The organism is Variovorax sp. KK3 (assembly GCF_001984055.1).
Classification (GTDB): Bacteria; Pseudomonadota; Gammaproteobacteria; order Burkholderiales; family Burkholderiaceae_C; genus Variovorax.
Genome location: NZ_LYVO01000004.1, coordinates 154,008 through 163,829, shown reverse-complemented (window position 1 = coordinate 163,829; position 9,822 = coordinate 154,008). Strand labels below are relative to the sequence as shown.

10 protein-coding genes are annotated in these 9,822 nt (G+C 69.0%); 8 read left to right on the top strand and 2 right to left on the bottom strand.

What is annotated here, in order from left to right:
* The 4 genes from B0W80_RS03670 to B0W80_RS03655 all read left to right on the top strand — a co-directional run.
* Positions 1-1,188, top strand: a 1,188-nt coding sequence (locus B0W80_RS03670) for an ATP-binding protein (RefSeq protein WP_256856468.1), incomplete at its 5' end; no start/stop codon positions are given.
* Positions 1,181-1,636 (top strand): response regulator, encoded by a 456-nt coding sequence (locus B0W80_RS03665; protein ID WP_076997746.1) that lies wholly within the window; start codon positions 1,181-1,183, stop codon positions 1,634-1,636. The genes B0W80_RS03670 and B0W80_RS03665, both read left to right, overlap by 8 nt.
* Positions 1,629-4,163 carry a response regulator gene (locus B0W80_RS03660; RefSeq protein ID WP_076997745.1) on the top strand — a complete coding sequence of 845 codons (2,535 nt, stop codon included), beginning with the start codon at positions 1,629-1,631 and terminating at the stop codon, positions 4,161-4,163. Before B0W80_RS03665 ends, B0W80_RS03660 begins: the two co-directional genes overlap by 8 nt.
* Positions 4,164-4,229: 66 nt before the next feature.
* On the top strand, positions 4,230-4,841 hold the full coding sequence (locus B0W80_RS03655; RefSeq protein ID WP_076997744.1) for a biliverdin-producing heme oxygenase: 612 nt from the start codon (positions 4,230-4,232) through the stop codon (positions 4,839-4,841).
* Positions 4,842-4,862: 21 nt separating this feature from the next.
* Here B0W80_RS03655 and B0W80_RS03650 read toward each other — a convergent pair whose 3' ends face one another.
* The gene (locus tag B0W80_RS03650; RefSeq protein WP_076997743.1) at positions 4,863-5,432 is read right to left on the bottom strand and encodes a GbsR/MarR family transcriptional regulator; all 570 of its coding nucleotides are present in this window, start codon (positions 5,430-5,432) and stop codon (positions 4,863-4,865) included.
* A gap of 79 nt (positions 5,433-5,511) precedes the next feature.
* Positions 5,512-5,934, bottom strand: coding sequence for a cupin domain-containing protein (locus B0W80_RS03645; protein WP_076997760.1), 423 nt, complete (start codon positions 5,932-5,934; stop codon positions 5,512-5,514).
* A gap of 181 nt (positions 5,935-6,115) precedes the next feature.
* Here B0W80_RS03645 and B0W80_RS03640 point away from each other — a divergent pair, with 181 nt between their 5' ends.
* The 4 genes from B0W80_RS03640 to B0W80_RS03625 all read left to right on the top strand — a co-directional run bounded on the left by B0W80_RS03640 (position 6,116) and on the right by B0W80_RS03625 (position 9,801).
* Positions 6,116-7,414, top strand: a complete 1,299-nt coding sequence (locus tag B0W80_RS03640; protein WP_076997742.1) for an RNA polymerase sigma factor — start codon at positions 6,116-6,118, stop codon at positions 7,412-7,414.
* Positions 7,415-7,508: 94 nt separating this feature from the next.
* Complete coding sequence (locus B0W80_RS03635; protein WP_076997741.1) at positions 7,509-7,871, top strand: YciI family protein; 363 nt, start codon at positions 7,509-7,511, stop codon at positions 7,869-7,871.
* On the top strand, positions 7,868-8,239 hold the full coding sequence (locus B0W80_RS03630; protein WP_076997740.1) for a YciI family protein: 372 nt from the start codon (positions 7,868-7,870) through the stop codon (positions 8,237-8,239). The genes B0W80_RS03635 and B0W80_RS03630 overlap by 4 nt, the downstream gene beginning before the upstream one ends.
* Positions 8,236-9,801, top strand: a complete 1,566-nt coding sequence (locus B0W80_RS03625; protein WP_076997739.1) for an MFS transporter — start codon at positions 8,236-8,238, stop codon at positions 9,799-9,801. Before B0W80_RS03630 ends, B0W80_RS03625 begins: the two co-directional genes overlap by 4 nt.
* The last annotated feature ends 21 nt before the right edge of the window (positions 9,802-9,822 follow it).

Below are 9,822 nucleotides of genomic sequence, written 5' to 3'. Positions count from 1 at the left end.
GTGGTGCTCGACGACGAGGTCTGGAGCGTCGGCGACACGCCGGCCAAGGCCGAGGTGCTGCAGCTCGCCGAATGGATCGCCGGCATGGGCGACGAGGTGTACCAGAGCGACGCGCTGGCCGCGCACTTCGCGCCAGCCGCCGCCTACGTGGCGAAGGCGGCCGGCGTGATGGCGATCTCGATTTCGCAGGTGCACCGGCACCTCATCCTGTGGTTCAGGCCCGAGATCGTGCAGACCGTGACCTGGGCCGGCGAGCCGCGCAAGGCCGCGACGCCCTCGGCGGACGGCCGCATCCACCCGCGCCTGAGTTTCGAGAGCTGGGTGGAACACATCCGCGGGCGCTCGCAGCCCTGGTCCGAAGCCGAGCAGGGCGTGGCTGCCGAGCTGCGCCAGGCGCTGATCGGGATCGTGCTGCGCCGTGCCGAGGAAATGGCCGCCGTGGCCACCGAACTGGGCCGGGTCAACAAGGAACTCGAAGCCTTTTCGTACACGGTGTCGCACGACCTGCGCGCACCCATGCGCCACATCTCGGGCTACGTCGACCTGGTGGTGGGGCAGGAGGGCGAGAAGCTGTCGGAGCGCTCGCTGCGCTACCTCACGCACGTGCGGGAGGCATCCGCCTTCGCCGGCCAACTGGTCGATGCGCTGCTCGATTTCTCGCGCATGGGCCGCGCCTCGCTGAAGCGCCGCAACGTCGACACGCACATGATGGTGTCGGACCTGATCAAGGAGCTGTCGCGGGCGGAGCGCGGTCGGCGCATCGAATGGAGCGTCGACCCCGAACTGCCGGCCCTGTACGCCGACGCGCTGCTGCTCCAGGTGGCGGTGCGCAACCTGCTGTCGAACGCGCTCAAGTACGCGCGATCCCGAGAAACGACCCGCATCGCGGTGCGCGGCGTGCGCCTGCCGGACGGCGACGGACTCGAGGTGGAGGACAACGGCGTCGGCTTCCAGATGAAATATGCCGACAAGTTATTCGGTGTTTTTCAGCGCCTGCATGCGGCCGAAGAGTTCGAAGGTACGGGCATCGGCTTGGCGAATGTCAAGCGCATCGTCGAGCGGCATGGGGGCAGCGTCTGGGCGCGCTCGGAGGTCGAGGCGGGCGCCACCTTCGGCTTCGTGCTGCCGCGCGCCGACGCCCCGGCCACTGCCACCGATGTTGATTCTGGAGAGGAAGACGATGCTTAAGCCGATCCTGCTTGTCGAAGACGACAAGCGAGACCTGGAACTCACCCTCATCGCGCTGGAACGCAGCCAGCTCGCCAACGAGGTGGTGGTGCTGCGCGACGGCGCGCAGGCGCTCGACTACCTGCGGCGCGAGGGCGAACACGCCGAGCGCGGCGTCGGCAACCCCGCCGTCATTCTGCTCGACCTGAAGCTGCCGAAGGTGACGGGGCTGGAGGTGTTGATGGCCGTGCGCGCCGACCCGGTGCTGCGCAGCATTCCGATCGTCATGCTGACGTCGTCGCAGGAAGAATCGGACGTGGTCAAGAGCTACGAGCAGGGCGTCAATGCCTACGTCGTCAAGCCTGTGATCTTCGAGCAGTTCGTCTCCGCGATCGCGGACCTGGGCGTTTTCTGGGCAGTGCTGAACGAGCCGCCGCCAGGCTCGCTCAAGGCAAGGCGCCATGAATGATGATGTGGTCGAGGCCGAGGTCGATGCGGGCGCACCTTTGCGCATCCTGATCCTCGAGGATTCGCGTTTCGATGCCGAGCTGCTGCTCGAGGCCGTGCACTTGGCGCAACCGGAGGCGCGGGCGACGGTGGTCAACACCGAGGCCGACTTCCTCGGCGCGCTGGCGCGCGACCGGCCGCAGCTGATCCTGTCCGACTTCGAGCTGCCAGGCTTCTCCGGAGGCCACGCGCTCGACCTGGCCAGGCGCACGGCGCCGGGCGTTCCCTTCATTTTCGTGTCCGGCGTCATCGGCGAAGACAACGCGGTCGAGCTGCTCAAGCGCGGTGCCACCGACTACGTCAGCAAGGGCCGCCTGGCGCGCCTGCCGCTCGTCATGGAGCGGGCGCTGGCCGAGGCCGGCGACCGCCGGGCGCGCGACACGGCGCAGCGCAGGCTGGCTGCTGCCAACGTGGCGTTCGACCAAGCAGAGCGGCGGCGCGTGGCGCTCATCGAACTGGGCGACCGTATCCGCGACCTGGACGAGCCGAGCGAGATCGCCTTCATCGCCTCCGAGATGCTCGGGGGCATGCTGGAGGTCGATCGCGCCGGCTACGGCCTGGTCGACAAGTCGGCGGAGACCATCACCATCGAGCGCGACTGGTGCGCGCCTGGCGTGGCGAGCCTCGCGGGACGGCTCAATTTCAGGGACTACGGTTCGTACATCGACGATCTTCGGCGCGGCATCACCGTGGCCTTTGCCGATGCCCGCGACGACCTGCGCACGCGCGACAACGCGTCTGCGCTCGAGGCCATCAATGCGCGCGCCGTCGTCAACATGCCGCTGACCGAGCGCGAGGGCCTGGTGGGGCTGCTTTATCTCAACCATGGCGCGGTGCGGCCGTGGTCGGCCGACGAGCTCGACTACGTGCGCGAGGTCGGCGAGCGCATTCGCACCGCCATCGCACGGCGCGAGGCGCAGATGGAGCTGCAGGCTTTGGCCGCCTCGCTCGAACGGCAGGTGGAGGAACGCACGCGCGAACGCGACCGGACCTGGGCGCTCAGCCAGGATCTGCTGGGCGTGGCCAACCGCGACGGCTTTTTCGAGAGCGTCAACCCCGCGTGGGAAACCGTGCTCGGCTGGACGCGTGAAGAGATCCGGGGCACGCCCTTTCGCGAGCTGGTGCATCCGGACGACCTGGCCGCGACCGACGTCGAACTGCGGCGCCTCGCCGAAGGTGGGCGCACCGGCGGCTTCGAGAACCGCTACCGCACGCGCGACGGCAGCTACCGGTGGCTGTCGTGGAGCGCGGTGCCCGACGACGGGCTGCTCTACACCGTCGCTCGCGACATCACGCAGCAGAAGGAGCGCGCCGCCGAACTCGAGTCGGCGCGCGAGCAGTTGCGCCAGAGCCAGAAGCTCGAGGCGGTCGGCCAGCTCACGGGCGGCCTGGCGCACGACTTCAACAACCTGTTGGCCGCCATCTCCGGCAGCCTGGAGCTGATGCGCCGCAAGGGCTTCGAAGGGCGCGCGACCGAGCTCGATCGCTATGTCGGTGTGGCACAGGGCGCGGTCAAACGGGCCTCGTCGCTCACGCACCGGCTGCTGGCTTTCTCGCGACGTCAGACGCTGGAGCCCAAGCCGATCAATGCCAACCGGCTGGTTGGCGGCATGGAAGAGCTGGTTCGCCGCACCATGGGCCCGCAGATCGAACTCGAGGTGGTCGCCGCCGTGGGCGTGTGGAACGTGCATGCCGACCCGAGCCAGCTCGAAAGCGCGTTGCTCAACCTGTGCATCAACGCGCGCGACGCCATGCCCGAAGGCGGCCGGCTCACCATCGAGACGGCCAACCGCTGGGTCGACGAACGCACGGCGGCCGGGCGCGACCTGGCGCCGGGCCAGTACGTGTCGGTGAGCGTCAGCGACACCGGTGTGGGCATGTCGCCCAACGTGGTGGCGCGCGCCTTCGACCCCTTCTACACCACCAAGCCGATCGGCATGGGCACCGGCCTGGGCCTGTCGATGGTCTACGGCTTCGCCAAGCAATCGGGCGGGCAGGTGCGCATCTATTCCGAGCCGGGGCAGGGCACCATGGTCAGCATCTACCTGCCGCGCGACCTGCGCGACGTGGAGCCGGAAGAGCGCCGCACGCTGCAGCCGCCCAGCCCGCGCGCCCACCAGGGCGACACAGTGCTCGTCGTCGACGACGAGGCGGCCCTGCGCATGCTGATCGTCGAGGTCATGCAGGGCTTGGGCTACACCACGCTGGAAGCGGGCGACGGCGCCGAGGCGTTGCGCGTGCTGCAGTCCGGCGAACGCATCGACCTGCTGGTGAGCGACGTCGGCCTGCCGGGCGGCATGAACGGCCGACAGGTCGCCGATGCCGCGCGCACGGCGCGGCCCGGCCTGAAGGTGCTGTTCATCACCGGCTACGCCGAAAATGCCGTGCTGAGCCATGGCCACCTCGACCCGGGCATGCATGTGATGAGCAAGCCTTTCGAGTTGGAGGTGCTGGCGCGGCGGGTGAAGGAATTGATCGAGAGTGAATGAGCGGGTCAGCGCGAATCATGTATCGACGCGCGACGAGAATGATCAGGAGTCATGAGGAATGAACGAGTGAGCGATACGCCCAATCCCGCGGCGCAGTCCCCGGCGGCGCCGGGCACGGATGTGCTGCAGGCACTTCGCACCGCCACGTCCGAACTGCACGAACGGCTCGATTCGCGGCTGCCGCTGGCGCGCGACGATGCGTCGCTGCAGGATTACGTGAAGCACCTGCGCGTGCTCCGGCCCTGGCTCATCGACCTTCGGCAGGCGTTGGCCGGGCAGGGCGCCGAACTCGACGCCGTGACGCGGCACATGGACGCCAAGCTGGCCGATCTTGATCTCGACCTCGCGCAGGCAGGCGCGCCAGCCGATGCCGATGCGCCAGCGCGGGGCGGCCCGGCAGAACACGGGCCCGGCACATCGGCCTATGCATGGGGCCTGGCCTACGTCGTGGAGGGCTCGCAACTCGGCGGCGTGGTGCTGCACAAGCGCCTGCGCGAGCGCTTGGCGCCGCATGCGCTGCGCTACCTGGGCGCGGGCGAAGACCCCGGCGTGGCCGCACGCTGGCGCGAATTCACCCAGCGCCTGCGCGGCGCCGTCGCGGACAAGGCGGCCGTGCAGCAGGCCCAACGCGGCGCGGTGGCGGCCTTCGAAGACCTGCTCGGGCGCTTCGGCGTCTAGAGGCGGCGCTCAGCCGGCCTTTCAGCCGGCCTTCTTGGCGCGGCTGCCGGTCAGGCGGTCCTTGAACTCCAGCACTTTGGTCACGGTGGAGCCCATGCCCATCAGCTGCATCGCGGTTTCGGGCGCGAGGCGCTGCACGTCGTCGAACCATTTCATGAGCCGGTCGATCAGGTCGTGCATCTCGCGCATGCGCTGCTGCGCGTGCACTTCCTCGTCGCTGCCGGGCTTCTCGAGCAGCGCCATGCGCAGCATCGACAGCGTCGGCTCGATCTCGCGGCGGCGGCGTTCCTCGGCCAGCACGCGGAAGATCTCCCACACGTCGGCGGGCGCTTCGAAGTACTCGCGGCGGTCGCCGGGCTGGTGGCGCAGCCGCACCAGGCGCCAGCCCTGCAGTTCCTTGAGCCCCATGCTCACGTTCGAGCGCGAGAACTCCAGCGATTCGGCAATTTCGTCGGCGTTGAGCGCGCGCTCGGAGATGTAGAGCAGGGCGTAGATCTGGCCCACGGTGCGGTTGATGCCCCACTTGCTGCCCATCTCCCCGAAGTGGGCGATGAACTGGCGGCTGAGCGGGGGAAGGCTGTCGGTGGGCATCGGCCGATTCTGGGGCCGAATTGCTGTAGCTTGAAGAAAGACTGAAATTACTGCACGCCGACAAGGGGCCGAGCGGTGGCTAAGCCCAGGGTGTCGGCGCCGGCACCTCGCATGCCGGCTCGACGTCGACGCTCTTGAAGTCGGCCGGCGACACGATCTCCAGGTATTCCATGTCGGGCGAGTAATCGAACAGGTAGTGGCGGATGCCCGGCCGCTGGTGCACCACGTCGCCGGCCTGGACCAGCGTTTCCTTGTCCTCGTACATGAAGCGGGCCCAGCCCTTGACCATGATCACGATCTGGAAGTCCGCCTCGTGGCGGTGCCAGCCGGTGCCCGTTTCCGGTGCCATGTTGGCCTTGACCAGATGCGCGATCACCTTGCCATGCGTCGCCTCGGCGATGCCCAGGTCGCGGTAGAGGAAGAAGTCGCGCAGGCCGCCCGACACGTAGTCGGTGTCGCCTGGCTTGACGTGGGAGAACTTCGTGTCGGTGCGGTCCAGCATGAATGCTCCTTGCAGGGTGGGGATGCTGCGTCGCAGCATGCATAAAGCATTCCTGCACCTCGACCGATTCGCCTTGACAAGGGTCGTCGCACTGCCAGAAATTGGGGGTCGACCTCCTTGCAACCTCCCTGCATGCCTATCCTGCTGATGGATCACGACCACCTCCTGCGTCCGACGGCGAATGGCGAACACTGACACGACCGCGCCGCCGCCGGACGACGTCGCACGGCAGCGCGTTCGCGATGCCGCCGATGCGATCTACCGCACCGAGTCGCGCCGCATCTTCGCCACGCTGGTGCGCCTGCTGGGCGACTTCGACCTGGCCGAAGAGGCGCTGCACGATGCCTTCGGAGCCGCACTCGTGCAATGGCCCGCACAGGGCCTGCCGGCCAACCCGCGGGCTTGGCTGGTGTCGGCAGGCCGTTTCAAGGCCATCGATGGCCTGCGTCGCCAGGCCCGCTTCGAGACCTGGGACGAAGGCATCGATTCCGTCGCCGACACCGCGGTGGCCTGGGATGCACACGACCCCGACGCCGAAGCGCTGGAGGACGATCGACTGCGCCTGGTCTTCACCTGCTGTCATCCCGCGCTGCCGCCCGATGCGCAGGTGGCGCTGACCCTGCGCGAGGTCTGCGGGCTCGCGACCGAGGCGATCGCCGCCGCGTTCCTGGTGCCGGCACCCACCATCGCGCAGCGCATCGTGCGGGCCAAGGCGAAGATCCGCGAGGCGCGCATTCCTTACCAGGTGCCGGCCGTGGCCGAGCTTCCGGCGCGGCTCGATGCGGTGCTGCGCGTGGTCTACCTCGTCTTCAACGAAGGCTATGCCGCCTCGTCCGGAGCCACGCTCACGCGGCCGGACTTGTCGGGCGAGGCCATCCGGCTGATGCGGCTGCTGGTCGACCTTCTGCCCGAGCCCGAGGCGATCGGCCTGCTGGCGCTGATGCTGCTTCATGAGTCGCGCCGTGCGGCCCGCAGCACGGCCGACGGCGAGATGGTGCTTCTCGAAGAGCAGGACCGCGGGCAATGGAACGCCGAACTCATCGCCGAGGGCGGCGCGATGGTCGAGCGCGCGCTGTCGTCGCGCCGCTTCGGTCCGTACACGCTGCAGGCCGCCATCGCGGCCGTGCATGCCGAAGCTGCCACGCCCGGTGCGACCGACTGGGCGCAGATCGCCGGCCTGTACGACGTGCTGCTGCGCGCCGAGCCTTCGCCGGTGGTGGCGCTCAACCGCGCGGTGGCCGTCGCGATGCGCGACGGGCCGGCGACGGGAGTCGTGCTCATCGACGAACTGCTGGCGCGTGGCGAGCTTGCGGACTACCACCTGGCGCATGCGGCCCGTGCCGACGTGTGCCGCCGCCTGGGCCGCACGGCGGAGGCGCGCGCCGCCTACGAAAGGGCGCTGGCCCTCGCACAGCAGGCGCCCGAGCGGCAGTTTCTTCTGCGGCGGCTGGCAGCCTTGCCGGCGGAGGATTCAAGTTGAAACACTTTCATGCGGTGGCGGCCGGCCCTCGATGTCGAATCCGGCCGCGCCCGTTCGACCAGTGGCATCCCCAACCCTTTCACAGGAGATGTCCATGAAATACCTTTGCCTCGTCTACTTCGACCCGGCGCTGCTGACGTCGATGACGCCCGACGAACGCGATCGGCTCGACAACGACTCGATGGACTACGACGAGACGCTCGCGGCCCGTGGCCAACTGGTGGTGGCCGAGGCGCTGCAGTCACCGAAGACCGCCAAGGTGGTGCAGACCCGCGAAGGCAAGCTCTCGCAGACCGACGGCCCCTTCATCGAAACCAAGGAGCAGCTCGGCGGCTTCATCCTGGTCGACGTGCCGGACCTCAACGCGGCCATCCAGGTGGCGTCGAAGATTCCGCTCGCGAAATACGGCGCCATCGAGGTGCGGCCCATCGCCAAGGTGGAGAGGAGCACGTCATGAAATACCTCTGCCTGATCTTCGCCACCGATGCGCAGATGAACACCATCCCGTCCGCCGACATGCCCGCCTTCGTCGATGCGCATCTGGACTATGACGACGCACTGCGTGACAGCGGCCAGCTGGTGGCCACCGAGGGGCTGGAGGCGGCCAGCACCGCGGCCGTGGTGCGTGTGCGCGACGGGCGGCTGTCGGTGACCGACGGCCCCTTCATCGAAACCAATGAGCAGCTCGGCGGCTTCTACCTGGTCGAGGCTGCCAGCGAAAACGAGGCGGTGCGCATCGCGGCCGGCATTCCGTCCGCGCGCATCGGCCACATCGAGCTGCGGCAGGTGCTTTCGCTGCTACGGCCCGAGGGCGGTGCGTCATGAGCACGGCGTCCGGCACGGCCCGCAAGGCCGGCACGCGCGAGTGGACCGGCCTGGCCGTCATCGCGCTGCCCTGCATGCTCTACGCGATGGACCTCACGGTGCTCAACCTCGCGGTGCCGCACCTGAGCGCCGCCTTGCAGCCCAGCCCCGCGCAGATGCTGTGGATCGTCGACATCTACGGCTTCATGCTGGCCGGCTCGCTCATCACCATGGGCACGCTGGGCGACCGCATCGGGCGGCGCCGGCTGCTGCTGATCGGCGCTGCGTTCTTCGGCCTCGCCTCGGTGCTGGCGGCCCTGTCGACCAGCGCCGAGATGCTGATCGCCACGCGCGCGCTGCTGGGCGTGGCCGGCGCCACGCTCGCGCCGTCGACGCTTTCGCTGATCCGCAACATGTTTCTCGACCCTCAGGAGCGCACCGTCGCCATCGGCATCTGGATCGCGAGCTTCTCGTTCGGCGGCACCATCGGCCCGCTGATCGGCGGTGCGCTGCTCGAGCACTTCTGGTGGGGCTCGGTGTTCCTGGTCAGCGTGCCGGTGATGCTGCTGCTGCTCGCGATCGGGCCGTGGCTGCTGCCCGAGTACCGCGACCCGTCGGCAGGCCGGCTCGACGTGACCAGCGCAGCGCAGTCGCTGGGGGCGGTGCTGGCCGTCATCTACGGCCTCAAGCGATTCGCGGAAGAGGGCGTGGGCGTGCTGCCGGCCGCCGCCGTGCTGGCGGGGTTGGCGATCGGCTGGGCTTTCATCCGCCGCCAGGGCCGGCTGGCCGATCCCTTGATCGAGCTCAAGCTCTTTCGTGCACCGGCCTTCAGCGCGGCCTTGCTGATCAACACGCTGGCCTTTTTCATCGCATTCGGCAGCTTTCTCTTCGTGGTGCAGTACATGCAGCTGGTGATGGGCTTGTCGCCGCTGCAGGCCGGGCTGTGGAGCGTGCCCTCAGGGGCCGCCTTCGCCATCGGCTCCAACATCGTGCCGCGCCTGGTGCGCCACGTGCGCCCGGGCTTCGTGGTGGCGGGCGGGCTGGCCATCGCGGCCATCGGTTTCGCGCTGCTGGCCCAGGTGGACCGGCGCGACGGCCTGCATCTGCTGGCCGGCGCCTACGGGCTGCTGTCGCTGGGGCTGTCGTTCGCGTTCACGCTGGCCGTCGACATGATGGTCGGCACCGCACCGCCGGAGCGTGCGGGCGCGGCATCGGCGATTTCCGAGACCAGCTCGGAGCTGGGCGGCGCGCTGGGCATCGCGATGCTGGGCAGCCTGGTCGTCGCGGTGTATCGGCATGCGATGGCCGACGCCGTGCTGCCGGGCGTGCCAGCCGCGGCGCAAGAGGCCGCGCGCGCCAGCCTGGGCGCGGTGGCGGACATCGTCACAAGCCTGCCTGCGCCGGCTGCCGCGGCCTTGCTGGATTCGTCGCGCGATGCCTTCGCACAGGCCTTCCGCCTGACCTGCTCGATCAGCGCCGTCATTGCGCTGGCCACCGCGCTGCTGGCTGCGTTCATGCTGCGCGGCGTGGGCCGGCCGCCGCAGCCCGCGGCCGCGCCAAGTCCGTGCGCCGGCAGCACCTGACGCCTTGCTGGGATAATCGCC

Coding starts and splice junctions, on each gene's coding strand:
- B0W80_RS03665 (WP_076997746.1), top strand. CDS start 1,181: ATGCTTAAGCCGATCCTGCTTGTCGAAGACGACAAGCGAGACCTGGAA.
- B0W80_RS03650 (WP_076997743.1), bottom strand. CDS start 5,432: ATGCCCACCGACAGCCTTCCCCCGCTCAGCCGCCAGTTCATCGCCCAC.
- B0W80_RS03630 (WP_076997740.1), top strand. CDS start 7,868: ATGAAATACCTCTGCCTGATCTTCGCCACCGATGCGCAGATGAACACC.
- B0W80_RS03660 (WP_076997745.1), top strand. CDS start 1,629: ATGAATGATGATGTGGTCGAGGCCGAGGTCGATGCGGGCGCACCTTTG.
- B0W80_RS03625 (WP_076997739.1), top strand. CDS start 8,236: ATGAGCACGGCGTCCGGCACGGCCCGCAAGGCCGGCACGCGCGAGTGG.
- B0W80_RS03640 (WP_076997742.1), top strand. CDS start 6,116: ATGGCGAACACTGACACGACCGCGCCGCCGCCGGACGACGTCGCACGG.
- B0W80_RS03645 (WP_076997760.1), bottom strand. CDS start 5,934: ATGCTGGACCGCACCGACACGAAGTTCTCCCACGTCAAGCCAGGCGAC.
- B0W80_RS03635 (WP_076997741.1), top strand. CDS start 7,509: ATGAAATACCTTTGCCTCGTCTACTTCGACCCGGCGCTGCTGACGTCG.